Raw genomic sequence first — 23789 nt, 5'->3', positions numbered from 1 at the left:
AGAACGCTGCCCGGGATCAAGATCGCGTGCGGATGGCTTCGTCGATGCTTTGGATCATCGATTCGAACACCGGATTGCCGGCCTGATTCTGTTGACCATGTTGCATGTGCGAAATGATCAGCGCATTCGGGCCTGCATCGCCCGGATAGTTCTGATGCAGGCGCACGGATTCCGATGGCATATGCAACGTGTTGTCGGCGCCATGAATGATCAGCGCCGGCGGGAAGCCTTTCTCGCCTTCGATGGACTGCTCCGGGTCATATTGCACATAGGACTTGTAGGACTTCGCCGTCACGTAGGTGCAACCCGGCCAACGATCCGCGCCGCCCGCTTCGGTGTAACCACCCAGTTGCCGATCGACATACGCCTGGGTTTCTCGGTCCAGCGGGTAGTAACCGAGTCGGGTCTCATCGGTGCCGGTGTCGAACGGCGGGATCGGAGCGTCATCAGCGAGTTGTTTGATGGCCGCATCAGCCGCCGCTTGATCGACGCGCAAGGACTGCAGCTTGCGAATGTTGGTGTAGCTCATCGGCACCCAGAAGCGGATCTGTTCAGCGCCGGCCGCGGCCAGTTCAGCAACAGCTCCGAGGCTGGCCACCGAACCCATCGCCCACGATGCGACCACCGGCATCTCACCGAAGTTTTCGCGCGCCCAGGCAACGGCGCCGAGCACTTCGTCTTTCTGGTCTTCGAGAATGACGTGGGTGATAACCTTATCGCCTGATTCGAGGGTGTTACGGATGTGCTTGTTGGAAAAGAAACCTGCTACGTCATAAGTCATCACGCGATAACCCAGAGCCGCGAGGGCGCGACCGAACAGTTGGCCGTACATCGTGACCCCGCCGGTGAAGCCGGAGTTGAAGATTACCGGTGGCAGTTTTTGCGACGCAGCGTCGTGTTGTTCGGGCTGGAACACCATCCCTTTAAGGCTCAGGGTTGCATCGTCGTACTTGACGCTGAAGTTGATGTTTCTTGTTGTAATGGTCGTCATTGTGGGTGATCTCGAAGTGAGAGTGTGGGCGTAGATCAACTTACCAACCGGCCAAATGTTCCTCGCAGAAGTTGGCCAACAGGAATTCGGGTCGCTTTGGAAACATGCTGTGCAACGGCATCGACAAAGTTGAAAGCCCTGTGCGGATCAAACAGTTCGGCATACGCAACGCCTTTGTTGTCGGTGCCTACATGCGGCGCATCCGTTGCTTCAAGAACGATCTTGTCCGCGCCGACGGCACTGATGATTTGCGTCACGAAGCGAGCTGTTTCCTCGGGCTGAATGCAGGTGCGATAGCCGGGCCCCTTGAACCACACATTGCCGCGGGCTCTGGCTTCGGCAAGTAGCGCGATGTAAGCGGGCTCGGTGATGTCGCGCTCACGGTGACAAGTGCCCAGATGATCGATGACGACCCGCACAGCGCGAGGGATCTGGCGCAATACCCGCAGATTTGTCTCGGCTTCCTTTGCATAAATGTGCAGATGCTGGTGCGGTTGCAAGCGGCCATAAAACGCCAGCCACTGCTGATCGCTGAATTGCCTGTCGGAAACCGCTTCCGGTGGTGCATCGTGCAGAACGATCCGCGCGCCCACCACTTGTGGGTGCGAGAGGCGTTCGTGTGTGGCATAGGCAGGTTCGGCCTTAATCGTCCCTACTAACGTGACGCCCCCGTAGCGCTGAGGGTCGGCCGCCTGGAGATTCTTGAGCTCGGCAAATGAAGCGAATACGTTTTCCGAGTCCGGCAAGATACTTAAATGGACGTTGTTCAGGAGCGTCGGCGCAATACCGGCATCAATCAACTTATCCAGATAAGCCGTCAGCGAGTGCGGTTCGGGTAATGCATAGGGCAGCGAACCCGAAACTCGGCGCAGGTCTTGCGAAGTGAAAAAATGAACGTGACTGTCGGTTCTTTTGATCAACGGCAGCATGATTATCGCTTCCTGCTTTTGTGCGAAAGACAATAATCGGCTGCAGTGCTTCGTTGCTCCCGTCAACTCGACGGGTACTATCAAAATTCCGCCATGCGCGTTTTTTTGGGCAGTAACGTCTCGCTCCCCTTTCCTACAAAAAGCCCATCCTAGGACTTTTCCCTCAACCCGCGTCGACTCCCATGAACTGGCGCTCCCTCCCCCCCGCCGTTACCCTCCTCCATTCCTGCCATCCAGCGGACGGTCTGGCAGTTGAATCGCTGTGAATGTTCACCCACGGAGCTCCATCATGAAGAAAATCACCCGGCTCACGCTGGTTGGCCCGGCCTCGGCTGATGCGCTGACCGCCAGTCCTGTCGCCCCCTCCACTGCCACCCCACGCTGCGAGATGCCAAGCCGGCGCCGACGGGCGTTGCCGCTGAATCAATTGCTCAGGGTGCGTGACGATGTCGACACGCTCACCTTGCTCAACCATGCCAGCGAAATCCTCGATTCTCTCGCGGCCATCAGCGCCACGTTTGCCGATGAGTTCGACGGCTCGAAATATCATGTGGCGGTGGCGATCAAACAATTGAGTGCGATGGCGGAGATGCTGGTTTGCCGGGCGCGGGACAATCTTGATCCATCGGCTGCCGGGCCGGAAACCCGCCACTGAGTCGGTAAGACGCCTTGATTTCCAAGGCCTGGTGACCGCGTTGTCAGCCACCGATCGAGATGAATTTTTATTCACTGCTCATGCGCGGCCAACCCTTGTAGAGTCCTCTCGCTCATTCAAGAAACTACGGTTCGCCCGCGCTCCTGCGGGCTTTTTTTGCCTGGAAGAAAGTCCCCTTTCACACCACGACTTGCCGTCATCCGGTGATTGCGCGACTCTGCGAGCAGATTCCTCGCTCCGGAGCGTCCGATGCCGCTGTTGACCCTGCCCTGCGAGCGCCTGACGCTTGCGATTCTCGATCCGGATCAGGCTGAGCTGGAAAGCGCGTTCTATCAGCGCAATCAGCGTCACCTGGCGCCATGGTCGCCGATTCGTACGACTGAGTATTTTTCCACCGAGCAGATTCGTCGACGCCTCGATATTCAGGCCAGTGCCTTCGAAGCCGGGCTGGCGATGCATTTCGCGCTGTTGACGCTGGATGGTCAGCAGATGATCGGCGCGTGCAATTTCAGCGGTCTGATTCGTGGGGCGTTTCAGGCGTGTTATCTGGGTTATCACCTGGATGAAAAACATCAGGGGCAGGGTTTGATGGCTGAGGCGCTGGAGGTGGGCATCAGCTATATGTTCGATACGCAGAACCTGCACCGGATCATGGCCAACTACATTCCCGGCAATGAGCGCAGTGCGCGGCTGCTTGAGCGTTTGGGTTTCGAGAAAGAAGGCTACGCCAAGGCGTACCTGAACATTGCCGGGCGCTGGCAGGACCATGTGCTGACGGCGCTGGTCAATCCGCTGTTCGAAACGCCGGACAAGCGCTGGTCGCGGCGACTCGGCTGAGTGTTTGTTCACGCCGGCTCAAAACCGGCAACGCCAACCGCGCCCATCCATAGAAGGCCAGCGCTGTCAGCAAACAGGCGAGCCAGACGAAGATTCCCGCCCACAGCGTGTGGGACATGTAGTGCCAGCCTTGCAGGACGCGGGTGGTGCCATAGATGAATCCCAGCAGCAGTGAGCCCCACAGGATGGCCTTGGAAAAACGCCACTGATAGCGGCGCGCGACGAAGTACAGCGCCAGCATGGTGAAGCCGCCCGACGCGTGACCACCCGGCCAGCACCGACCAGTGCCGGCCTCATGAAATAGCTGGAAGTTTTCGTACCACTCGATGTGCGGCATTTTTCCCCCATACAGCGTGGTTTCAATCGGGCAGTACACGCTGGTGTGGGATTTGAGGAAATGGATCACCCCGGTGCACACAGCAAAAGCGACCACGACAAAGAGAAAATCCCTACGGTGTTCTGCGCAGAATCGCAGCAGTGGTGCGACTTTGCTGCGTTGCAGAAATGCGCCGAGGCGTGGGCGCTTTTGCGGGTTTACCAGCGGCCAGATCACTGAGAGCAGCGCACCGATCAGGGCGATTTCTGCCGTCCAGTCGGGAATGATCCGCGCCCATTTATGGGTGAGTTTTTCGAAGAAGTGGATCTTGTCGATCGGGAATGTCTGGGTCTGCGGATCGAACAGCAGGTTGCTGATCGCGATGTCGATACCGGTCATGTCGAACATCAGGAACACCAGCGCTGCGCAGAGCAGTGGAATGCCGAAGTTGTACGCGTAGAAACGAGATTTCATCGGGTGGTCACCGTGCGCCAGTCGGAGGCTTCGATAAAACCGAGCATTTTTGGCGCTGCGGTGTTGGCAGCAGAAACGAACAGAGACGCGCCGTAATCTGGGTTTGAGGTCGGTACTTTCAAGTCTTTTTCAATTTGCGCCATGCACTCGCTGTGCGTCACCAGGATCAGATTGCGGCCTGGCACTTTGTGCGCCAGCGCGTCCTTCAGCATTCGTCCGCGGCAATTGATCAGCCAGTCATCACCGCTGGCGGCGTGGTTGAACATATAGCCGGCGGTCTGCACGGTGCGCATCGACGGGCTGTTGTAGATGTCGGCGTTGCTCAAGCCCAGTTGCTCGAAACGCGCGCCGACCGCGACGGCGACACTGCGCGAGCGCTCGGTGATACCGTCGTGGCCGCTCAGGCATTGCGCTCGCGAGTGATCGCAGCGCTCGACGTGGCGCACCAGGGCGATCACGTCGCCTTGGGCCCAGTCCTGCGCCAATGCCTGCGCGCCGGCGACGTTGCCGTGCGCCAGGTCCGGCACCGCAGTCGGCGCCAGCAACCACAGGGTCAGCGGGATGACCAAAATGGATGCCGCCAGCACCACCCAAGTGTCGCGAAAACGCGCCAGTACGCGCAGATCGATCGCGCGTTTGACGCCGAACAGGTTCAGTCTCAATTCCACAAAAAGCCGCCTCGCCGGGATGCATCAGCTGTCATTCGATGCGGCGAAGGTACCGAGCCCGGCGTCGGCGACTGGTGAAACCCATGTGAAAAAAGTCTTGGCGGCGGGCGTTGTGTACCGCAGGACAAAAAACCTTTCAGCTCTCGGTTTTGCGGCCGATACAGTCCTGCTTACACCCCTGCTGGCTCAAAAGAACAACAATCTTCCAGCTTAACTGACGACCAAGAAACCCAACGTTTCTGGAGGATTATTGATGAATAGCTGGTTCGGCAACATCAGCGTGAACATGAAACTGGGCCTGGGCTTCGGCCTGGTGCTGGCCCTGACGTGCGTTTTGGCCTTGACCGGCTGGACCAGCCTCGGCGGGCTGATCGACCGCAGCAACTGGATGAGCGACATCACCCAGCTCAACAGCGGCCTGACCAAACTGCGCGTGGTGCGCCTGCAATACATGCTGACCAATGGCGATGAAACCGCCGCGCAGAACGTGCAGACCACCCTCGACGGTTTCGCCGCTCAGCAGCAAGCGCTGATCAGCAAATTCAAGAGCCCGGAAAACGTCAAACTGCTCAAGCAGCAGGCCGCGACCATCGCTGAATACCAGACTTCGCTGAACAAGATGCGCAACGCCTATCGCACCGGCAACAGCGCCCGCGACAGCATGAGCGCCAGCGCCGCGACCGCGTACGATTTGATCGAATCGATCAGCCAGCGTGTGCAGCAGATGGAGCTGAGCGAGCAGCGTTTCGAACAGTTCCAGGCGGTCACGGCGGCCAAGGAAGCGTTCATCCTCGCGCGCTACGAAGTGCGCGGCTACACCGCCACCAGCAATGCCGAAACCGAGCAGAAAGCCGTCGCCCAGATCGATGCGGCGCTTGCCAGCCTCAAGCCACTGAACAGCTACTTTGCGTCGACCCAGCAAGACGCGCTGCGTCAGCTGGAGACCGCGCTGGTCAACTACCGCAGCTCGCTGATGGCGTTCAAGAATGCCAACAGCGAAGCGGTGCAGGCGCGTAAGGAAATGACTGACCAGGGCACCACCATCGTGTCCCTGAGCGAGCAGCTGTACCAGATTCAGCTCGACCGTCGTGACGTCGAAAGTGCTCAGGCCCGCACCTTTCAGTTGATCAGTACCCTGCTGGCGTTGCTGGTGGGCGTGATCGCTGCGGTGATCATCACCCGCCAGATCACCCGTCCGCTGCAAGAGACCCTGGCCGTGGTCGAGCGCATCGCCAGCGGCGACCTGACCCAGAACGTGACCGTCACGCGTCGCGACGAACTCGGCGTGCTGCAACAAGGCATTGCTCGCATGGGCGTGACCCTGCGTGACTTGATCAGCGGTATCCGCGACGGCGTCACCCAGATCGCCAGCGCCGCCGAAGAACTGTCGGCTGTGACCGAACAGACCAGTGCCGGCGTGAACAGCCAGAAAGTCGAGACCGATCAGGTCGCCACCGCCATGCACGAGATGACTGCCACCGTGCAGGAAGTCGCGCGCAACGCTGAAGAAGCCTCGCAAGCTGCTGCGGCGGCGGACGGTGAAGCCCGTGAAGGCGACAAGGTGGTGAACGAAGCCATCGCGCAGATCGAGCGTCTGGCCAGCGAAGTCGTGCGTTCGACCGAAGCGATGAGCGTGCTGCAACAGGAAAGCGACAAGATCGGCAGCGTCATGGACGTGATCAAAGCCGTAGCCGAACAGACCAACCTGCTGGCGCTGAACGCCGCCATCGAAGCCGCCCGCGCCGGTGAGGCCGGTCGTGGTTTTGCTGTGGTTGCCGATGAGGTCCGTGGTCTGGCCCAGCGTACGCAGAAGTCCACCGAGGAAATCGAAGGCCTGGTTGCCGGTTTGCAGAACGGCACTCAGCAAGTGTCTGCGGTGATGAACAACAGCCGCGCGCTGACCGACAGCAGCGTCGCCCTGACCCGCAAGGCCGGTGCGTCGCTGGAAAACATCACCCGCACGGTGTCGAACATCCAGTCGATGAACCAGCAGATCGCCGCCGCTGCCGAACAGCAAAGCGCCGTGGCCGAAGAAATCAGCCGCAGCATCATCAACGTACGCGACGTCTCGGAACAGACTGCCGCGGCGAGTGATGAAACGGCCGCGTCGAGCGTTGAACTCGCGCGTCTGGGTGGTCAGTTGCAGCAGATGGTCAGCCACTTCCGCGTTTGATGCTCATGTTGCGCTGAAGCTAAAACCCAATCGCGGGCAAGCCCGCTCCCACAGGTTTTTGGGTCGTCCACAGATGATGTGTTCGCCTCGAAAACTGTGGGAGCAGGCTTGCCCGCGATGTCATTTCGAATGGTTAAAAGCGCCTTATGCTTCCCACGGGTTGATCACTTCGATTCCGGAAAACTCGAAATCCCTGATATTTCGCGTCGCTATTGCAGCACCGCAGCTTCGGCAGATTGCAGCGATTTGCGCGTCAGCCATCGCGACTCCCCTTCCCTTCGCCTCCGCACCAGCTACGAGCGTTGCGTATTCAACGGCTGAATGAGCATCGAACGGCAGGATTCGTCCGGCAAAGTCCTCTTCGAACATTGCCATAGCATGGGCTTCAAGTTTCTGTTTGCGCTTGCCAGACGGCAGCCTTGCTATGCCATGAAGTATTTCTGCCACCGTAACTGCACTGACTGCCAACTCCATTGCGGGCTGAGCATCAACCCAAGCCAGTACACGGGATTCAGGCTCAACTCGCATAAACTCCGAAAGAACATTGGTATCAAGCACTATCATTCAGAAAAATCCACCGCAGTGGCTTTTTCGGAACGTCCGGGCAGCTTGAGATCGACTCCGCCGACAGCGCTGAACCGGCCGCGAATCCGACTGCCAAGTCCTCCGGCTCGATCAACGGCTGCCAATGCTCTACCCAATATCAGGCGAGCCTCTTCTTCCATAGAGTGTCCATTGTGCGCAGCAGTAATTCTCAACTGCTCCTTTAGCTTCTCATCCAGATTTCTAATTGTGATGCTGGCCATACCCGCCCTCCTGTAATCAATGAAATCACTGATTGCAGGCTAGCATAGTTTGAGTTTCCTACATACTGTGGGAGCGGGCTTGCCCGCGATGGCGTTGTGTCAGGCGATTCGATGCTGGCTGACACTGCGCTATCGCGAGCAGGCTCGCTCAGTTTTTGAGTCGTCCACATTCAGCGGCTTCACGCCGGGTACCCGGTAATCTCCCGAATGCTCTGATACAGCGGTTTAAGCTGCCGATACATGCGCAGATACACCTCTGCATACAGTCGCTGATAAACCTGCTGCGCCTCAGGTTGTGGGGTGAACACCGTGCCCACGCGGGTCATCGCGGCGATGGCGCTGGGGAAGTCGGGATGCAGGCCCAGCCCTACAGCGCAGCAGATCGCGGCGCCGAGGCCGGAGGCTTCGTAGACGTGCGGGCGCTCGGCCGGCAGGCCGAAGATGTTGGCGGTCAGTTGCATCGCCGCATCACTTTGCGAACCGCCCCCGGCCACGCGCAGGCGCTTGATCGAGACCTTCGAGCGTTTCTCGATGTTCTCCATGCCTTGGCGGAGCGCATAAGCCAAACCTTCCAGAATCGCCCGGTAGATATGCGCGCGAGTGTGCACATCGCCGAAGCCGATCATCGCGCCTTTGGCCTCCACGCCCGGTTCGCGAATGCCCGGCGACCAGTAGGGTTGCAGCATCAATCCCATCGAACCCGGCGGCACCGCATTGACCAGCGCGTCGAACAGTTGCTCGGGCTCGATACCCTGCTCTTGCGCCTGCTGCATTTCGCGCAGGCCGAACTCGTTCTTGAACCAGCTGACCATCCAGTAACCGCGGTAGATCATCACTTCGCAGTTGTACTGATCCGGCACCGCCGCGGGGTACGGCGGGATCAACGGGACGATTTCCAGGTAGCGTGAACGGGTGCTGGTGATGGTCGCCGTGGTGCCGTAGGACAGGCACACGGTGCTTGTATCGACCACGCCGGCACCGAGCACTTCGCAGGCCTTGTCGGCACCGGCGGCAATCAGCGGCAAGCCTTCGGGAATACCCGTATGACGGCTGGCTTCGGCGCTGATGTGACCGAGGGTTTCGCCGGGCTTGTGCAGGCTAGGCAACTGCTCGGGACGCACCGCCAGCGCCTGCCATTTCCAGTCACGCGGCGCCGCCCATTTCAGCCGCTTGAAATCGAACGGCAGGTAACCGACGCAGCAGCCCACCGAGTCGACAAAGCGCCCGCAGAGTCGATAGCTGAGAAACCCCGACAGCAGCAAAAACTTGTCGGTCGCCGCCCACACTTGCGGTTGATGCCGGGCAATCCAGTTGGCCTCGGCCTGGGCGCGAAAGTAGTCGACGGTGGCTTTCGCGCCGACCAGTTTCAACAGCCAGCCCCACGGCCCTTTGATGCTGCCTGCAACTTCGCTCTGGCGCTGATCGAGCCACACAATTGCCGGGCGCAGGGGTTTGCCATCGGCATCAAGATTGATCACCGTGCCGCGCTGCGTAGTCAGGGAAACGCCGACAATCTGCGCACGGTCGATCCCGGTCTGCTGCCAGAGTTGCTGACACGCCTCGCCGAGTTTCGCCCAGTAATAGTCCGGATCCTGCTCGGCCCAGCCCGGTTGTGTCGAGTAATACGCTTGCAACTCGACCTTGCCCTTGCCGAGCAGATTGCCTTGCAGATCGAACAGCAGCGCGCGCACGCTCTGGGTGCCGTTGTCGATCGCCAGCAGGTATTTTTGAGCCGTCATGGCGTGATCTCCGGCAAGCCATGATCGCGTTGCCACAGCAAACGATAACGCTGAATTTCCACCTGCCAGCGCTCGTCGTTCCAGGCCAGGCGCGGCTGGCAGAGCGTACGGATCGCGGCGAAATGCTCCTCGCCACCGCGCGCCAGCAACAGCCCCAGACGAGTGCGACGCAGCAGCAAGTCATCCAGATGCAGGACCATTTCCGCCTCGCAGGCTAACGCCAGTTCGGCCCACAACGTATCCGTGGCGCCGACCGTTTCCTGCCCGACTTCGGCAATGAGTTGCGCCAGCCTCGGCAGATCACGGCCATGGCGCCCGGCCAGGCGTCGCCATTGCTGCGGGCTCAGGCCCGGAATCGGCGATGGCTGCACCGCGGCAAACACCGGCGCGGCGTCATCTTCAAAAGCGCGGCCGAGCATGTCCGCGCATGCCTTGAGCACTTCAATCGCTTGCGGACGGAACGTGGTCAGTTTGCCGCCGGCCAGCGTTACGCAGCCGGGCTCCTGCCACAGCACATGTTCCCGGGTTTCGTTCGACGGTTTGCCCTGATGCTCGCCAGCAGCGCCGACCACCGGACGCACGCCGGCCCAGGTCGACAGCACATCCGTCGCCGTCACTTCGGCAGCGGGAAAGGCTTGCGTGCAAGCGGCCAGCAGATAGTCGAGTTCTTCGCCGCTGATGCTCGCGCTCTGATCGAGATCTTCACGATGATCGAGATCAGTGGTGCCGACCACGGTCGCGCCTTCCCACGGGAAAACGAACACCGGCCGCCGGTCACGCGCATGCAGAAAGGTCAGCGCCTGCGCCACCGGCAAACGCCAACCCGGCAGCAGCAAATGACTGCCGCGCAGCGGGCGCAATTGCCGTGGCGAATCGCTTGGGCGCAGGCGTTCTGCCCATGCGCCCGTGGCCACCGCGAGCACAGCGCAGCGCAATTGCAATGTCTTGCCCGACTCACGATCTTCGACTTCAACGCCACACACCCGCCCGTCTTCACGCAGCACCTGCGTCACGCGCAAACCATTGAGCACCACGGCGCCATCGGCGCGCGCCTCGTGCAATACGCGCATCACCAGCCGGGCATCGTCGGTCAATGCATCGACGAAACGGGTGCCGCCGACAAGGTCATGTTCCTTCAGCCCCGGCGTCAGAAAACGCAGCTGCTGCGCGTCATCGAAACGATGGCTGCGGCGCCCGGCCAAGGCGTCGTAAATACTCAGTAAACCGCTCAACACACGCGGGCCGGGAAAGCCGCCGCGATAGTGCGGCATCAGGAAACTCATCGGCTCGACCAGCCCCGGCGCCTCGTCGAGCAGGCGCTGGCGTTCGCGCACCGAAGCGCGGGTCAGCCGCCACTGGCCCTTGGCGATGTAGCGCAAACCGCCATGGACCATTTTCGAAGAACGACTGGAGGTGCCCCAGGCAAAATCCCGCTGCTCCAGCAACAGACAGCGCCAGCCACGCCGCGCCGCTTCACGCACTATCCCGGCGCCACTGATGCCGCCGCCGATCACGATCAGATCCCAGCGTTCGTCCGCCAGGGTTGGCAGCATCTGCTCGCGCCATGCGGCGTTCCAGTTCTCATTCACGGCAGTCATTCCGGCAGCAACGTGCCGGGATTGAGGCGCCCGGCCGGATCGAAATGTCTGCTCAACGCCTGCAAGGTTTCCACCGCCAGCGCGCCCTTCTCGCGCAGCAGATACGCCGCGTGGTCCTTGCCGACGCCGTGCTGATGGCTGATCGTGCCGTGGTGGGTGACGATGGTTTGACTGGCCGCATGTTTGAGCGCCTGCCAGCGCGCCAGCGTCGCCGGGTAATCCGCCGCCGGGCGAAACACGTAAGTGGTGTAGATGCTCGAGCCTTCGCCGTAGACGTGGGACAGGTGGGTGAACACATGCACGCGCTCGCCTTCAGCGGCCAGGGCGTCGCGCAGGCTGTTTTCGATGAGGTTGAGCAAGTGGTCGACGTTGCTCCAGTCGGTCGCGGTTTCCAGGGTGTCGACCACGTAACCGGCGTTCCACAGGTTCTCCCGCAGGTAGGGAAAACGGAAGCGGTTCTGCGCCCACTTCTTGCCGAGCAAGGTGCCGGTGAACACACCGCCGAACGCTTTGAGATTCTGCCGCGCCTGGCGCAACGACAGCGCGTTCTGCTGACGATTGCCGGTCACGCCGAAGGTCAGCAGGCATTTGCCCTCGCCGGCACCGCGCAGGCCCAGGTACTTTTCCAGCCAGGCAATCTGTTGCGGATGGCCGGCCAGGGCCAGTTGCGTTTCGGTTTCCACCGCGTTGGACAGGCGCAGCATCGACAGCGGCACGCGCGCCTGGGCCAGCTGGCGAATGGCGCCGAGTGCCTGCGTCCAGTCCGGCAGGAACACGCCATAGAAACGTTCATCGGCAGGCAGCGCACTGACGCGCACCTTGACCTCGGAAATGATTCCGAAACGGCCCTCGCAACCGAGCACGATTTCGCGCAGGTCCGGGCCAGCCGCCGAGGCTGGAAAGGTCGGGATCTGCAGCGGTCCGGCGAAGGTTTCCAGCGTTCCGCCGGCGAACAATTGCTCGATGCGCCCGTAGCGCAACGACTGCTGGCCACTGGAGCGACTGGCGACCCAACCGCCCAGCGTCGACAGCTCCCACGACTGCGGAAAATGCCCCAGGGTATAGCCGCGCGCACGCAACTGACTCTCGACCTGCGGGCCGCTCGCGCCGGGGCCGAAGGTCGCCAGCAGGCTCTGTTCGTCGAGGTCGGTCAGGCGGTTCATTCGCGCCAGTGAAACGGTCAGTACTGGCCGCGCAGAAATCGGCGGATTGATATGGCCGGCCACCGACGTGCCGCCGCCGTAAGGGATCAGGCACACGTCCTGCTCCTCGGCCAGCTTCAGCAATTGGCGAATGGCGGCGGCGCTCTCCGGAAATGCCACGGCGTCGGGATAAACGCCCAGCGTGCCTTCGCGCAGCGCCAGCCAGTCCGGCAGACTCTGACCGCGCGCATGCAGCAAACGCTCATGGGCGTCGATGCTGTACAAGGCGTGCGCCGGCAACCGCGATGCGGGCACCCGGGCCAGCGCGGTGTCCAGCGAGGCGTCGGGCAGCGCGCGGCCCTCGCCCACTCGCTGCGCAAGAAAACTTGCGCCCTGCGCTGGTAACTCGACCACCGTGGTTGCGTCTCCCCAGCCGTTCCAGCGTCGCATGCGTGTGTCCTTATGGGCCGTCGAATCAATGCGGCTTAAAGTCCCCATACTAGCCAGCGGCGCCAAAGTGTCACGGTCGTATCCGGCCAATCGGGGTAGCCAATTGAGTCAACCGGCGTGCCAGATACGGTCATTTACTTTCGCCGGGGTTTCACCGTACCTTTCGGCCATCCCTTCGCTCAGGCGTTGCTCAAAGGAACGCGATCATGCAATCGCTCGGTTTCACTTCGGTTCCGCCGCTGCTCAAGTACCTGCGCCATGCCGGACAACTGGGCATGGCCATTGAGCCGGCGCTGGCGGCGGCCGGGTTGCAGACGCAGCAGTTGAGCGACAACAGCTTGCGCTTGCCGGGCGAGGCGCATGAGCGTTTGCTCGACTATTTCTGCGAGCATTCCGGCGATCCGCTGTTTGGTCTCAACGCGGCGAATTTCGTCCTGCCCAATTCCTGGAGCGTGCTCGGTTACATCACCATGAACTGCGCGACGCTGGGCGATGCGATGAGCCGGATCATGCCGTTTGAAAAACTGGTCGGCGACATGGGCGTCAGCCGCACCGAAATGCGCGACGGTCAGGTGCATTTGATCTGGGATTGCCGTCATCAGCGCCCGCGAATCCGGCGGCATCTGGTGGAAAACGTGCTCGGTTCATGGCTGCACTATGCGCGCTGGATTGCCGACACGCAGCTGTCGCCGGCCGCTGTCTGGCTGGAACACTGCTGCCCGGCCGAGGTGACGCCGGCGCAATATCAGAGCTTCTTCGGTTGCCCGGTGTTGTTCGATCAGCCGTATTCGGCGTTGATCGTGCCGCTGGCCTATCTGCAATTGCCGTTGCGTCAGGCCGATGCGCAGTTATTGCGCACGCTGGAAGAGCACGCGCTGGGCTTGCTGGCGACACTGGAGGACGCGCCGCTGGCGCAGCAGGTGAAAAACATTCTGCGCGGTCTGCTCAAGCAGGGCTTGCCGCGCAAGGAGCAAGTGGCCGAACAGCTGAATGTGTCGCTGCGCACCTTGCAGCGACAGTTGCAGCAGGCGGGGACGTCGTATCAGCAGGTGCTCGATGAGTTGCGGCAAGAGCTGGCGGAGCATTATTTGCTCAACAGTGATTTGCCGATTCAGGAGATTGCCCAGTATCTCGGGTTTACCGAACCGCGGTCATTTCACCGGGCGTTCAAGAGTCAGAGGGGGATGCCGCCAGGGGAGTTTCGGCAGATGCATCGGCGGTGATGGGTCGGGTCTCTTCGCGAGCGGGCTCGCTCCCACGGTTGATCGTGGTTGGTCGCGAGTTTGGTGTTTACCCCGTTTCCCCTCACCCCAGCCCTCTCCCAGAGGGAGAGGGAGCCGACCGGGGGTTGCTCGAACGATGCGCCGACCTGCAAGAGCGGCGGTGAATCCCCAATCGACTCGATTTTTCAGGTCGGTGTATAGCGCAAGACACCTCGGTCAGTCCCCTCTCCCTCTGGGCGGTCCGACGTTTCGGGAGGGCTAGGGTGAGGGGCTTTTTTCCCGCGTCAAAGACTGATCGCATTGGTAAACACCAGCCGATTGCCAAACGGATCGGCAATCGTCATGTCCTGGCTGCCCCACGGCATCGCCTGAATCTGCGGGTGTGAAAACGTGTAGTCCTTGGCGATCAGTTGTTGCTGAAAAACTTCCAGCTCATCCGTCTCGATGCGCAGCGCCGAACCCGGGCACGCGTCGCCGTGATGCTCGGACAAATGCAGCACACAATCGCCGCGCGACACCTGCAGATACAGCGGAAAATTCGCTTCGAAGCGATGCTGCCAGTCGATCTTGAAACCGAGAAAATCGACGTAGAACTCAACAGCTTTGGCTTCATCGAAGATCCGCAGGATCGGGGTGGTTTTGCCGAAGCTCATGGGGTGCTCCCTGACTGATTGGCCCCACAGTGTAGACGGGGTGGATGTCAGCAAGTCGGCCTGCTGCCGGCTTTCTTTAGTCGCAATGTGCCATCATTGTGACGCAGACCACGAATCGTCAACGAAAGTTGTCGCGCAAATCCCCCTGTCGCGCAAGAAACCGCCCTGCCCGACTGCCATTCGCCTGGCCCTCTCGATAGCTCAACACGCCGTTGACCCACACCCCGTCAATGCCCTGCGCCGGCCGTTGCGGGTCGTTGAAATCAGCCACATCGCGCACTGTCGCCGGGTCGAACAACACCAGATCCGCCCAATAGCCTTCACGGATTTCGCCCCGTTCTTTCAAGCCAAAGCGCGCTGCCGACAGGCCGGTCATCTTGTGCACGGCGGTGTGCAGCGGAAACAGGCCGACGTCGCGACTGAAATGCCCCAGCACCCGTGGGAAAGCGCCCCACAGGCGCGGATGCGGGAACGGGTCTTCGGGCAGGCCGTCAGAGCCGACCATGGACAGTGGATGGGCGAGGATTCTTCTGACATCAGCCTCGTCCATGCCGTAGTACACCGCGCCTGCCGGTTGCAGACGTTTCGCGGCGTCGAGCAGCGACAGATTCCATTCGGCGGCGATGTCGATCAGGTCGCGACCGCTGACTTGCGGGTGCGGTGTCGACCAGGTGATGGTGATGCGGTGGGCGTCGGTGACTTGCTTGAGATCCAGCGTCGAAGAACTCGCCGCGTAGGGATAACAATCGCAACCGACCGGGTGGTTTTTTGCTGCCTCCTCCAACGCTGCCAATAACTGTGGACTGCGCCCCCAATTGCCGACGCCGGCACATTTGAGGTGGGAAATGATCACCGGTGATTGCGCATGACGGCCAATCTGAAACGCCTCGTCCATGGCTTCGAGCACCGGGGCGAATTCGCTGCGCAAATGGGTGGTGTAGACGGCGCCGAATGCCGTCAGTTCTTCGGTCAGTTGCATGACCTCGTCGGTAGAAGCGTTGTAGGCGCTGGCGTAGGCCAGGCCCGTGGATAAACCCAAGGCACCGGCCTCCAGGCTTTCGCGCAACTGCTCGCGCATCGCAGCGATTTCCTCCGCCGTTGCGGTGCGGAACAGGTCGTCGAGGTGATTGCTGCGCAGCGCCGTGTGGCCGACCAGTGCCGCAACATTCAGCGTGGTGTTGGCCGCTTCCACCGCCGCGCGGTAATCGCTGAAGCGTGGGTAAACGAACGCGGCCTGAGTGCCGAGCAGGTTCATCGGGTCCGGCGGATTGCCCTTCAACGTGACCGGCGAAGCGCTGATGCCGCAGTTGCCGACAATCACCGTGGTCACGCCCTGGCTGAGCTTGGGCAACATCTGCGGTTGGCGGATGACCACGGTGTCGTCGTGGGTGTGGACATCGATGAAACCCGGCGCCAGCACGCGGCCGGCGGCGTCGATTTCTTCCCTGGCGCTGGCGTCGTGCAAGTCGCCGATGCGCTCGATGCGGCCGTTGAGAATCGCCACGTCGGCTTCATAGCCTGGGGTGTTGCTGCCGTCGATGACCAGAGCGTTGCGAATCAGCGTGTCGTACTGCATGTCAGTCTCCCAGCGGCAGGTGATCGTCGCCGCCACGGTATTCGTCGAGGGCGAGTTTGATCCGCCGCAGACGTTCTTGATTGTCTTCAGGACTGGCCAGCGCCAGCTCGGTGGCGAGCACGTCGATGGCCAGCAGCATGCCGTAGCGCGCCGCCGTCGGTTTGTAGATGAACGAGGTTTCCGCGCCTTGCAGCGGCAGGACGACATCGGCCAGTTCGGCCAGCGGCGAATCGGCGCGGGTGATTGCCAGAATGCGCGCGCCGTAGTTGCGCGCCAGCTCTACAGTTTCCAGCAGCTCCGGGGTGATGCCGGTCAATGAGCAGACGATGACTACTTGCTCGGCATTCAGGCTGGCCGCGGTGACGCGCATCATCACTGCGTCATGACACACCGCAATCGGATAGCCGAAGCGCACCAGGCGCACCTGCAATTCATCGCTGCACAGGGTCGAGCATCCGCCCATGCCGAACGCATGAATCATCCGCGCCTGGCCGAGCATTTTCACCGCATCGGCGAAGCGCGATTCGTCGAAACCGGCCAGATGCTGGCGCAGCGTGGTTTCGATGTCGCCAACAATCTGGCCGTAGAACGCCGACTGTTCAGGCGTGCCCGCCGGATCAAGGAAACGGCTGCCAACGCCGCTGGCCTGGGCCAGTTGCAGGCGCAGGTCACGCAGGTCGCGGCAGCCGACCGTACGGGCAAAGCGCGACAGCGTGGCGGTGCTGACTTCGGCGCGTTGCGCGAGGTCTTCGAGGCTGGCGCTGGCGGCGAAACCGACGTCGTCGAGCATCAGCCGGGCGATGCGCCCTTCGCCTGCGCTGAAGGAATCCTGGCGGGCGCGGATCTGGTAGAGGATATCCATGGGCGGCGGGCTCCGGTTACAGCAGGTAAGAAAGGCCAACGGTCAGGCCGAACGCGACCAGCGAGATCAGCGTCTCAAGTACCGTCCAGGTCTTGAATGTCTGCGCGACGCTCATGTTGAAGTATTCCTTGATCAACCAGAAGCCGCCGTCGTTGACGTGGGAAAAGATAACCGACCCGGCGCCGGTCGCCAGCACCAACAGCTCCGGGTGTGGATAACCCAGACCAATGGCCACCGGCGCGACCACCCCGGATGCGGTGGTCATCGCCACGGTTGCGGAGCCGGTGGCGATGCGCATCAACGCGGCGAACAGCCAGCCCATGAGCAGCGGCGACAGATGAAATTCATGGGCGAGGCCGACGATCTGATCAGTCACGCCTGCGTCCACCAGAATCCGGTTCAAGCCACCGCCGGCACCGACCAGCAGGGTGATGCTGGCGGTGGGCGCGAGGCATTCGTTGGTGAACTTGAGGATCGATTCGCGGTTGAAGCCTTGGGCGATGCCGAGTGTCCAGAAGCTCAGCAAGGTCGCTAGCAACAGGGCGATGACCGAGTTACCGATGAACAGCAGGAACTGGTTGAACCCGCTGCCCGGGGTGGAAATCAGATTGGCCCAGCCGCCGATCAGCATCAGCACCACCGGCAACAGAATGGTTGCCATGGTGATGCCGAAACCGGGCAGTTTGTCGCGTGGCTCGCGGTCCAGGAATTGTTTTTCCAGCGGGTTATCCGCCGGCAATTGAATGCGCGGCACGATGAATCTGGCGTACAGCGGGCCGGCGATGATTGCAGTCGGAATACCGATGGCGATCGCGTAGAGCAAGGTCTGCCCGACCGAGGCCTGATACGCCTGCACCGCGAGCATCGCCGCCGGATGCGGCGGCACCAGTGCATGCACCACCGACAGGCCCGCAACCATCGGCAACCCGACCATCAGAATCGACACACCGACTCGCCGCGCCACGGTAAAGGCAATCGGTACCAGCAAGACGAAACCGACTTCGAAGAACAGCGGCAGCCCCACCAGAAAGGCGATGCAGACCATCGCCCAGTGCGCGTTCTTCTCACCGAACTTATCGATCAAGGTTCGCGCCATCTGCTCGGCACCGCCGGACTCGGCCATCATCTTGCCAAGCATCGTCCCCAGCGCCACCACCAGCGCAATGTGCCCCAGCGTCTTGCCGACCCCGGCCTCATATGCCCCTACCACGCCCGACGGTGGCATGCCGGCGACCAGAGCCAAGCCGATGGAAATCAGGGTGATGACGATGAACGGATTGAGCCGGTAACGGGCGATCAACACGATCAGCGCGATGATGGCGACAGCGGCATAGACCAGCAGCCAGTAGCCGAAAGAAGGCGTCATGCGGTACTCCTCGAAAGGGTCACGTTCGAATGGGTTGTGAAACTCATAAATCATTTCGAGATCGAGATTTCAAACCGCATGAAAGTAATTTTCGTGGAGAGGCAAGGTGTGTCGCTGATGGGTACGGGTTGTCGTGATGAATGAAAATCGTAGGGTGGGATTTACATGCTTTTACAGCCAACACAGCCCCCTGTAGGAGTGAGCCTGCTCGCGATTGTGTCGTAACAGTCAATATCATCATTGGCTGAATGACCGCTATCGCGAGCAGGCTCACTCCTACAGTTTGATCGCATTCCTCCAAACAGAATGCGCAAAACCTGTGGGACGTAGCGTACGGATCACACCATTTCCTTACGAATCCATTCAACCACCGAAGTGCGCTTCGGCGCCCAGCCCAGCAGTTCGCGGGCCTTGTTGCCGCGGACGCGGCTGTTGGAGCCGAGGCCGTAGTTGGCCATCTCATAGCCCCATTCGGCTTCGGCGTCCTGCAGCGGCCAGTCTTGTGGCTGGCCCAGATTCAGCGCGGCGGACATGGCGGTAGTCATGTCGATGAACGACGCTTCACCGCTTTCGACGAAGTAGAAAGTGCCCGGTACATTCTTGCTCAGCGCCAGTACGTAAAGGGCCACGACGTCTTCGATGTGAACGTTGGACCAGATGTTCTGCCCGGTGCCAACATGCCGCACCACACCACTTTTGCGCGCCTGCTTCAGCAGACGCGGCAACTGCACGCTGTCGCGTTTGACGCCGAGGCTATGACCGTAGATCAGCGTGTTGCAGATGACAGCGGAATTCACGCCGTCCTTCGCCGCGGCAAGCACCAGGTTGTCGATCGCCACGCGGGCGGCTTTGTCGACGGTCGGTTCCGGCAAGTTATCTTCGTAATAGATGACGTCGCTGGACTTACCGCCCGACGCATCGCCGACAATGCTCGACCCGCTGGTGTGCAGAAGCACCTTGCTGGAGCCGCGCAAGGCATCGATCAATGCCTCAACCGCAGCGCTATGGTCGCTGCTGGCGGCGTTGATTACCGCATCCGCCGCGCGGGCCTGTTCGGCGAGCAATGCCTGATCGTCAAGGGTGCCGATGACGGCGTTAATCCCCAGAGCCTTGAGTTCATCAGCCTGTTCGGCACTGCGCACCAGACCGGTGACCTGATGCCCGGCCTGAACCAGACCGGTGGCGATGGAACCGCCGATAAAACCGGCAGCGCCGGTAATAAATACGTTCATGGAGAAACTCCCTGCGTGAATAAGTGATGCGGCGAGTATCGACCGCTGACCCCGATCGAAAAACCCGCCCGCGCCCAAATCACTGTTGCGCAGGAATCACGAATCAGCCCTTGAAATCCGCGCTGGCGTACGCCGCGAGTTTGCTCTGAATGAAATCGAGAAAGCACTGAATGCGCAGGGCCAGTTGCGAATTACGGTAGTACACCGCGTTGATCGGCTGGCGATAACCGCTGTTGAATTCACCCAGCAGGACTTTCAAGCGCCCGGCACGAATGTCATCGATGGTCATGAAGTGCGACAGACAGGCAATGCCCTGCCCTTCCAGCGCCAGATGGCGCACGGTTTCGCCGCTGGAAGCGCTGATCGCCGCGGTGATCGGCCAGCGGTCACCGTGCACGTAGCGCAGCGGCCATTGGTTGAGGCCTTCGTTCTGGGTAAAACCGAGCAAGGTGTGTTGGCTCAGATCGGCCACTTGCCGCGGCGTACCGCGCTGTTTCAGATAGGCCGGGCTGGCGACGATCAGCAACGGACTGCAACCGAGCGAACGCGCATGCAATGTCGAATCGGCGAGATTGCCGATGCGAATGGCGATGTCGGTGCTTTGTTCCAGCAGATCGATGATCAGGTCATTGCTGTTGAGTTCGAGCTGAATGTCCGGGTAGAGCCGGCGAAACTCGTCGATGTAGGGCACGATGGCGTGCAGCATGAACGGTGAGGCGGCGTTGATTCGCAGTCGCCCGGACGGGGTTTGCTGGCGCGAGGACAGGCGTTCTTCGAGTTGGTCCATTTGATCGAGAATCAGCTTGGCCTGTTCGAAGAAGTACCGGCCCTCCTCGGTCAGGTCCATGCGCCGCGTGGTGCGATTGATCAGCGTGGTTTCAAGTTTGGCTTCCAGCCGCGACAGCGTGCGACTGACCGCCGATGGCGTCTGCCCGACCTGTTCGGCCGCGGCGGAAATCGAACCGCACTCGATCACGCAGACGAAAATCTGCAATTCATCGGATCTGGCTTTCACGGGTGTCCTCTGCTCGATGGGCCTGCCACACAGGCGCAGGCCCACGATAGTAGCCGAGCATCAGCCCTTGAGGCCAAACACCTCGGTCAAATGCTGCTCATAACGCGCCACGTCGTTTTCGATGTTCGGGCGCTTCATCACGTCGACACAGAGGAAGGTTGGCAGCGCGGTCATGCCAAGAAACTCGTTGGCCTTGTGGAACGGGAAGTACACCGCATCGACGCCCTTGGCTTCAAAGAAATCGCTCGGGTCATCGAAGGCTTGCTGCGGTGCGTTCCAGGTCAGCGAAAGCATGTACTGCTTGCCCTGGATCAGACCTCCGCTACCGTATTTCTGCGACGCGTCGGAACGGGTGCGGCCATCGCTGGCGTAGAGACTGCCGTGGCCCTCGGTAAAGACTTCGTCGATGTATTTTTTTACGGTCCATGGCGCGCCCATCCACCAGCCCGGCATTTGATAAACGATCACGTCGGCCCAGAGGAATTTCGCCACTTCCTCGGCGACGTCGTAGCCCTCGTCGATGAAGGTGGTTTTCACATCGACACCGCCACGGTCCAGCACGCTCAGCGCGGTTTCGTGCAGGGTGGCGTTGTAGCGACCGTCGGAGTGAGCGAATTTTTTACCGCCATTGAGCAACAGTACTTTTTTCATGACAAAGCCTCAGCGCAGCCATTGGGCTGGATGGAAAGTGGAAATGGAATGGCGGCAGATTAACGGCTCGCGTCGCGCGGAATAAGCCATGCCCGCGCAAAATACATTTGAGCAAAACGCACGAATCGAACCGTGATTGTTGTCGTAGCATTCGGCGCTTTCATGAATACGAGGACGTTGTGATGAGTGAACGCGAGGGTTTTATCCTGCATGCCAAGACCCGCCCGGAACGCGCCGAGGCTTTCGAGGCACTGTTTCGCGCTTATGTCGAACCGAGTCGCGCCGAGCCCGGTTGCATCGAATACCACATGTTGCGCGACAAGGAAGATCCGACGCTGTTCATTTTCTACGAGATCTGGGAGTCGCGGGCGCACCTGGACGAGCACTCGAATCTGCCGCACATGAAGGATTTTTTCGCCCGACGCATGGAATATCTGGAGCGCGATTTTGACATCCGCCCGATCGACATGCTCAGCGCTTCCTCGGCTAAGCGCTGATCAGCAAATGGGCGCCGAGCGCGCCCAGACCGATAAAAAACACCCGCTTGAACAGCACCGCGCTGATGCGCTGGCGCAGCCATTGGCCGAGCCACATGCCGAGCAGGGCCGGCATCAGCACCAGCAACGACGCACCGAGTTCGCCACTTCCCAGCGCACCGCGCCAGAGCAAGCCTGCGGCCAAGGCAAGCGTCGACACCGTGAACGACAGGCCCAGCGCCTGCACCAGTTCATCGCGACGCAAGCCCAGGGCTTGCAGGTACGGCACGGCCGGAATCACGAACACACCAGTGGCCGAGGTGATGATGCCGGTGATCAAACCGCAGGTCGGACCAAGCCAGGTTTCATAACGCGGGTTGACCCGCAGTGTCGGCAGGAACAGTCCGCTCAACGCATAGAGCAACAGCGCCGCGCCCAGCCCGCGTACCACCCAATGCCCGCCCGCCATGCCGATCCATAGCGTGCCGATGGCAGTGCCGAGGAAGATCAGCAGAAGCATCGGCCACAGGCGTTTGATCAGCGCAACGAGATGCCCGCCGAATGCCAGTTGCCAGAGATTGGTCAAGGTCGCCGGGATGATCAACAGTGCGGCTGCCTGCGCCGGCGCCATAGCCAGACCGAGCAGGCCCATGGCGACGGTGGGCAAGCCGAGGCCGATCACGCCTTTGACCAGGCCGGCGAGCAGGAAGGTGAGGACGACAAGCAAGGACAGGACTGGGCCGAGGTTTTGATAGAAGTCGGTGAGGGTATGCATGATGCTACTTTGCACCAGTCGGGGCTGGCTGAAAATCTGCCATATACTGAGGCTGCCTCACCCTTTGCAAGAGGCTGATGTTTGCAATGATGCATCTGGCCTCATCGCTGGCAAGCCAGCTCCCACAGGATCTCGGTTGTTCATCACATTTAGAGACCAACAATGAAACCTGTGGGAGCTGGCTTGCCAGCGAAAGGGCCAGCCCAGACGCCATAAAAATCAGAGGCCCCCCATGCACTTCGACCTCACCGACCTGCGCCTCTTCCTGCACATCCTGGATACCGGCAACATCACCGCCGGCGCCGTCCGCAGCCATTTATCCCTGGCCGCCGCCAGCGCCAGAATCCGCGCGATGGAAGCCTCACTCGGCACCGAATTTCTCGAACGCGGTCGCCGTGGCGTGACGCCGACGCCCGCCGGCAACGCCCTCGCCCGCCATGCTCGCGTCATCCTGCAACAGGCCGAGCGCATGCAACAGGATCTGGCCGATTACGCCCAAGGCGTCAAAGGCCAGGTGCGCCTGCTGTGCAACACCACGGCGATCACCGAATACCTGCCGGAACTGCTCGCGGATTTTCTGCGCAGCCATGCCAATCTCGACATCGAGCTGCAGGAACTGCCCAGCGCACGGATCACCCACGCCTTGCGTGAAGGCGCAGCAGATCTCGGGATTGTGTCTGACGCAGTCGACACTGGCGGCTTACAGACTCAGCCGTTTCGCCACGACCCCTTGGTGCTGATTCTGCCGCTCGACCACCCGTTGTCTGACGCCGTCGCAGTCAATTTCAGTGCGACGTTGCAGCACGACTTTGTCGGACTCAGCGCCGACAGCGCCTTGGCGATCTATCTCGAAGAACAAGCGCTGCACAGCGGCGCGCGCATGTCGGTACGGATTCGCGTCGAAGGTTTTGACGGGGTAATACGCATGGTCGGCCGGGGCGCGGGGCTGGCGATCGTGCCGCTGGCGGCAGTCGAACGCGCGGCGCCCGGAACCTTCAAAAGCGTAGCGTTGAATGAACCCTGGGCGCGCCGGACTCTGATGATGTGCGCTAGAGATTTCAGCGCACTACCGCCCTACGCGCAGGCGTTGTTACACGCGCTGACCGATCCGCGCGTTTCTGAGCAGTTCGATGTCGACCCCAGACAACTGAACGGCGACCGCGCGCTATAGGGTGCGACTTC

At 60.9% G+C, this 23789-nt stretch carries 23 protein-coding genes and 1 pseudogene; 7 read left to right on the top strand and 17 right to left on the bottom strand.

Annotated features, from left to right (window positions below; translation table 11 throughout):
• Window positions 1–16 precede the first annotated feature (16 nt).
• Both ACYYKW_RS05535 and ACYYKW_RS05530 read right to left on the bottom strand, forming a co-directional pair.
• Complete coding sequence (locus tag ACYYKW_RS05535) at window positions 17–991, bottom strand: dienelactone hydrolase family protein (RefSeq protein ID WP_464989617.1); 975 nt, start codon at window positions 989–991, stop codon at window positions 17–19.
• Window positions 992–1026: 35 nt separating this feature from the next.
• Window positions 1027–1920, bottom strand: coding sequence for an amidohydrolase family protein (locus ACYYKW_RS05530; RefSeq protein ID WP_464989616.1), 894 nt, complete (start codon window positions 1918–1920; stop codon window positions 1027–1029).
• A gap of 289 nt (window positions 1921–2209) precedes the next feature.
• On the opposite strand from ACYYKW_RS05530, the gene ACYYKW_RS05525 reads away from it, so the two are divergent.
• Window positions 2210–2575, top strand: coding sequence for a DUF6124 family protein (locus ACYYKW_RS05525; protein ID WP_090281312.1), 366 nt, complete (start codon window positions 2210–2212; stop codon window positions 2573–2575).
• 249 nt (window positions 2576–2824) lie between these two features.
• The gene (gene rimJ / locus ACYYKW_RS05520) at window positions 2825–3412 is read left to right on the top strand and encodes a ribosomal protein S5-alanine N-acetyltransferase (protein ID WP_464989615.1); all 588 of its coding nucleotides are present in this window, start codon (window positions 2825–2827) and stop codon (window positions 3410–3412) included.
• Here the strand turns inward: rimJ and ACYYKW_RS05515 are convergent.
• Together ACYYKW_RS05515 and pmrG are read right to left on the bottom strand one after the other, a co-directional pair.
• Window positions 3360–4202 (bottom strand): phosphatase PAP2 family protein, encoded by an 843-nt coding sequence (locus tag ACYYKW_RS05515; protein ID WP_464989614.1) that lies wholly within the window; start codon window positions 4200–4202, stop codon window positions 3360–3362. The genes rimJ and ACYYKW_RS05515 overlap by 53 nt on opposite strands.
• Complete coding sequence (pmrG, locus tag ACYYKW_RS05510; RefSeq protein ID WP_464989613.1) at window positions 4199–4870, bottom strand: lipopolysaccharide core heptose(II)-phosphate phosphatase PmrG; 672 nt, start codon at window positions 4868–4870, stop codon at window positions 4199–4201. The genes ACYYKW_RS05515 and pmrG overlap by 4 nt, the downstream gene beginning before the upstream one ends.
• A gap of 253 nt (window positions 4871–5123) precedes the next feature.
• Between pmrG and ACYYKW_RS05505 the strand changes: the two are divergent.
• Window positions 5124–6185: pseudogene (locus tag ACYYKW_RS05505) on the top strand (methyl-accepting chemotaxis protein); the annotation flags it as partial.
• Window positions 6180–7043, top strand: coding sequence for a methyl-accepting chemotaxis protein (locus tag ACYYKW_RS05500; RefSeq protein WP_370593494.1), 864 nt, complete (start codon window positions 6180–6182; stop codon window positions 7041–7043). The pseudogene ACYYKW_RS05505 and the gene ACYYKW_RS05500, both read left to right, overlap by 6 nt.
• 144 nt (window positions 7044–7187) lie before the next feature.
• On the opposite strand, the gene ACYYKW_RS05495 is transcribed toward ACYYKW_RS05500, so the two are convergent.
• The 5 genes from ACYYKW_RS05495 to ACYYKW_RS05475 all read right to left on the bottom strand — a co-directional run bounded on the left by ACYYKW_RS05495 (window position 7188) and on the right by ACYYKW_RS05475 (window position 12778).
• Complete coding sequence (locus tag ACYYKW_RS05495) at window positions 7188–7607, bottom strand: type II toxin-antitoxin system VapC family toxin (protein WP_336356765.1); 420 nt, start codon at window positions 7605–7607, stop codon at window positions 7188–7190.
• Complete coding sequence (locus ACYYKW_RS05490) at window positions 7604–7849, bottom strand: FitA-like ribbon-helix-helix domain-containing protein (RefSeq protein WP_464989612.1); 246 nt, start codon at window positions 7847–7849, stop codon at window positions 7604–7606. The genes ACYYKW_RS05495 and ACYYKW_RS05490 overlap by 4 nt, the downstream gene beginning before the upstream one ends.
• Window positions 7850–8028: 179 nt before the next feature.
• On the bottom strand, window positions 8029–9588 hold the full coding sequence (locus tag ACYYKW_RS05485; RefSeq protein WP_464989611.1) for an FGGY-family carbohydrate kinase: 1560 nt from the start codon (window positions 9586–9588) through the stop codon (window positions 8029–8031).
• On the bottom strand, window positions 9585–11177 hold the full coding sequence (locus ACYYKW_RS05480; RefSeq protein WP_464989610.1) for a glycerol-3-phosphate dehydrogenase/oxidase: 1593 nt from the start codon (window positions 11175–11177) through the stop codon (window positions 9585–9587). Before ACYYKW_RS05480 ends, ACYYKW_RS05485 begins: the two co-directional genes overlap by 4 nt.
• Window positions 11178–11182: 5 nt before the next feature.
• Complete coding sequence (locus tag ACYYKW_RS05475) at window positions 11183–12778, bottom strand: FAD-binding oxidoreductase (protein ID WP_464989609.1); 1596 nt, start codon at window positions 12776–12778, stop codon at window positions 11183–11185.
• Window positions 12779–12984: 206 nt separating this feature from the next.
• Between ACYYKW_RS05475 and gliR the strand changes: the two genes are divergently transcribed.
• Window positions 12985–14001 carry an AraC family transcriptional regulator GliR gene (gene gliR, locus ACYYKW_RS05470; protein ID WP_093104885.1) on the top strand — a complete coding sequence of 339 codons (1017 nt, stop codon included), beginning with the start codon at window positions 12985–12987 and terminating at the stop codon, window positions 13999–14001.
• 284 nt (window positions 14002–14285) lie between these two features.
• On the opposite strand, the gene ACYYKW_RS05465 is transcribed toward gliR, so the two are convergent.
• The 7 genes from ACYYKW_RS05465 to mdaB all read right to left on the bottom strand — a co-directional run bounded on the left by ACYYKW_RS05465 (window position 14286) and on the right by mdaB (window position 21356).
• Entirely contained in the window at window positions 14286–14654 is a 369-nt protein-coding gene (locus tag ACYYKW_RS05465) for a glyoxalase superfamily protein (protein WP_093104889.1), read from the bottom strand.
• Window positions 14655–14772: 118 nt separating this feature from the next.
• Window positions 14773–16230: an N-acyl-D-amino-acid deacylase family protein gene (locus tag ACYYKW_RS05460; protein WP_464989608.1), complete on the bottom strand. Its 1458-nt coding sequence runs from the start codon at window positions 16228–16230 to the stop codon at window positions 14773–14775.
• Window position 16231: 1 nt separating this feature from the next.
• Window positions 16232–17092: a MurR/RpiR family transcriptional regulator gene (locus tag ACYYKW_RS05455; protein WP_464989607.1), complete on the bottom strand. Its 861-nt coding sequence runs from the start codon at window positions 17090–17092 to the stop codon at window positions 16232–16234.
• A 16-nt stretch (window positions 17093–17108) separates the two neighbouring features.
• Window positions 17109–18458 (bottom strand): GntP family permease, encoded by a 1350-nt coding sequence (locus ACYYKW_RS05450; protein WP_203420658.1) that lies wholly within the window; start codon window positions 18456–18458, stop codon window positions 17109–17111.
• A 338-nt stretch (window positions 18459–18796) separates the two neighbouring features.
• Window positions 18797–19690 (bottom strand): NAD-dependent epimerase/dehydratase family protein, encoded by an 894-nt coding sequence (locus tag ACYYKW_RS05445; RefSeq protein WP_464989606.1) that lies wholly within the window; start codon window positions 19688–19690, stop codon window positions 18797–18799.
• Between the two features lie 103 nt (window positions 19691–19793).
• Window positions 19794–20705 (bottom strand): LysR substrate-binding domain-containing protein, encoded by a 912-nt coding sequence (locus tag ACYYKW_RS05440; RefSeq protein WP_464989605.1) that lies wholly within the window; start codon window positions 20703–20705, stop codon window positions 19794–19796.
• Window positions 20706–20765: 60 nt separating this feature from the next.
• Window positions 20766–21356, bottom strand: coding sequence for an NADPH:quinone oxidoreductase MdaB (mdaB, locus tag ACYYKW_RS05435; RefSeq protein ID WP_093104909.1), 591 nt, complete (start codon window positions 21354–21356; stop codon window positions 20766–20768).
• Between the two features lie 182 nt (window positions 21357–21538).
• On the opposite strand from mdaB, the gene ACYYKW_RS05430 reads away from it, so the two are divergent.
• Window positions 21539–21853 carry a putative quinol monooxygenase gene (locus ACYYKW_RS05430; protein WP_464989604.1) on the top strand — a complete coding sequence of 105 codons (315 nt, stop codon included), beginning with the start codon at window positions 21539–21541 and terminating at the stop codon, window positions 21851–21853.
• Here the strand turns inward: ACYYKW_RS05430 and ACYYKW_RS05425 are convergent.
• Window positions 21843–22607 (bottom strand): sulfite exporter TauE/SafE family protein, encoded by a 765-nt coding sequence (locus tag ACYYKW_RS05425; RefSeq protein ID WP_464989603.1) that lies wholly within the window; start codon window positions 22605–22607, stop codon window positions 21843–21845. The two genes, ACYYKW_RS05430 and ACYYKW_RS05425, sit on opposite strands and share 11 nt — an antisense overlap.
• A 232-nt stretch (window positions 22608–22839) precedes the next feature.
• On the opposite strand from ACYYKW_RS05425, the gene ACYYKW_RS05420 reads away from it, so the two are divergent.
• Window positions 22840–23778, top strand: coding sequence for a LysR family transcriptional regulator (locus ACYYKW_RS05420; protein WP_206415547.1), 939 nt, complete (start codon window positions 22840–22842; stop codon window positions 23776–23778).
• Window positions 23779–23789: the final 11 nt, after the last annotated feature.

Source organism: Pseudomonas sp. 15C (assembly GCF_055484735.1).
The sequence above is the reverse complement of the archived record's forward strand: the minus strand, read 5'-3'. Positions and strand labels throughout refer to the sequence as shown.

What these genes read in the sequence shown, in the direction of transcription:
- ACYYKW_RS05535 (WP_464989617.1), bottom strand. Translation starts at nt 991, where the DNA reads ATGACGACCATTACAACAAGAAACATCAACTTCAGCGTCAAGTACGAC.
- ACYYKW_RS05530 (WP_464989616.1), bottom strand. Translation starts at nt 1,920, where the DNA reads ATGCTGCCGTTGATCAAAAGAACCGACAGTCACGTTCATTTTTTCACT.
- ACYYKW_RS05525 (WP_090281312.1), top strand. Translation starts at nt 2,210, where the DNA reads ATGAAGAAAATCACCCGGCTCACGCTGGTTGGCCCGGCCTCGGCTGAT.
- rimJ (WP_464989615.1), top strand. Translation starts at nt 2,825, where the DNA reads ATGCCGCTGTTGACCCTGCCCTGCGAGCGCCTGACGCTTGCGATTCTC.
- ACYYKW_RS05515 (WP_464989614.1), bottom strand. Translation starts at nt 4,202, where the DNA reads ATGAAATCTCGTTTCTACGCGTACAACTTCGGCATTCCACTGCTCTGC.
- ACYYKW_RS05500 (WP_370593494.1), top strand. Translation starts at nt 6,180, where the DNA reads ATGGGCGTGACCCTGCGTGACTTGATCAGCGGTATCCGCGACGGCGTC.
- ACYYKW_RS05495 (WP_336356765.1), bottom strand. Translation starts at nt 7,607, where the DNA reads ATGATAGTGCTTGATACCAATGTTCTTTCGGAGTTTATGCGAGTTGAG.
- ACYYKW_RS05490 (WP_464989612.1), bottom strand. Translation starts at nt 7,849, where the DNA reads ATGGCCAGCATCACAATTAGAAATCTGGATGAGAAGCTAAAGGAGCAG.
- ACYYKW_RS05485 (WP_464989611.1), bottom strand. Translation starts at nt 9,588, where the DNA reads ATGACGGCTCAAAAATACCTGCTGGCGATCGACAACGGCACCCAGAGC.
- ACYYKW_RS05475 (WP_464989609.1), bottom strand. Translation starts at nt 12,778, where the DNA reads ATGCGACGCTGGAACGGCTGGGGAGACGCAACCACGGTGGTCGAGTTA.
- gliR (WP_093104885.1), top strand. Translation starts at nt 12,985, where the DNA reads ATGCAATCGCTCGGTTTCACTTCGGTTCCGCCGCTGCTCAAGTACCTG.
- ACYYKW_RS05465 (WP_093104889.1), bottom strand. Translation starts at nt 14,654, where the DNA reads ATGAGCTTCGGCAAAACCACCCCGATCCTGCGGATCTTCGATGAAGCC.
- ACYYKW_RS05460 (WP_464989608.1), bottom strand. Translation starts at nt 16,230, where the DNA reads ATGCAGTACGACACGCTGATTCGCAACGCTCTGGTCATCGACGGCAGC.
- ACYYKW_RS05455 (WP_464989607.1), bottom strand. Translation starts at nt 17,092, where the DNA reads ATGGATATCCTCTACCAGATCCGCGCCCGCCAGGATTCCTTCAGCGCA.
- ACYYKW_RS05450 (WP_203420658.1), bottom strand. Translation starts at nt 18,458, where the DNA reads ATGACGCCTTCTTTCGGCTACTGGCTGCTGGTCTATGCCGCTGTCGCC.
- ACYYKW_RS05445 (WP_464989606.1), bottom strand. Translation starts at nt 19,690, where the DNA reads ATGAACGTATTTATTACCGGCGCTGCCGGTTTTATCGGCGGTTCCATC.
- mdaB (WP_093104909.1), bottom strand. Translation starts at nt 21,356, where the DNA reads ATGAAAAAAGTACTGTTGCTCAATGGCGGTAAAAAATTCGCTCACTCC.
- ACYYKW_RS05430 (WP_464989604.1), top strand. Translation starts at nt 21,539, where the DNA reads ATGAGTGAACGCGAGGGTTTTATCCTGCATGCCAAGACCCGCCCGGAA.
- ACYYKW_RS05425 (WP_464989603.1), bottom strand. Translation starts at nt 22,607, where the DNA reads ATGCATACCCTCACCGACTTCTATCAAAACCTCGGCCCAGTCCTGTCC.
- ACYYKW_RS05420 (WP_206415547.1), top strand. Translation starts at nt 22,840, where the DNA reads ATGCACTTCGACCTCACCGACCTGCGCCTCTTCCTGCACATCCTGGAT.